Source organism: Vibrio sp. 2132-1, from assembly GCF_033344315.1.
In genome coordinates, this window is the sequence record NZ_JAWPON010000563.1 from 1 (window position 1) to 601 (window position 601).

Sequence of the window (601 nt, forward strand, 5' to 3'; positions counted from 1 at the left end):
CGAACTTACGCTTCAAGGTGATTACACAGGCGTTGACACCAATGTTCGTCCTTTCGATGCAAGCGACGGTGTTTATGACGTGGCGAAAGCAATCACGTTAGGCGATCAGACTTTTGGCGTGGTAGAAATGGGTGTTCACGTCGAGCATGTTCATCAAATGCTTTCGTTTGCGACTCATGCGAGTTTGGTGATTGCCTTTGTCGAAATGTCGCTGGTGGCGTTGTTTTCATTTGCGCTAGGCAGCTACTTGATGAAGCGTCTGGATCTTCTCCGCACTGGGGTAATCAAGGTTTCACAGCAAGGGCCGGGTTCGCAAATTTCTATTTCAGGCAATGACGAAGTCACGCGCGTTGGAGAGGCGTTTAACCAAATGTCACGCTCTTTAGCGCAAGCGCAAAATAAACTTCAGCAAGAACATCAAACCCAGCAGCAGTTATCCGCCAAAATATCGCAGCTTGCCGAGGTGGCGGAACACGCTCGCGATACCATCATCATTACGCATCCTGACGGCACGATTGCTTGGGTAAACTCTGCGTTTGAGCAGTTAACCGAATATTCGTTAGAGGAAGTGGTTGGCAAATCACCGGGCGAACTGCTGCAA

The 601-nt window shown here is 49.4% G+C and carries 1 protein-coding gene; it reads left to right on the forward strand.

The window, feature by feature from the left end:
* Nucleotides 1-601, forward strand: a 601-nt coding sequence (locus R8N47_RS26660) for a PAS domain-containing protein (RefSeq protein WP_318186293.1), incomplete at both ends; no start/stop codon positions are given.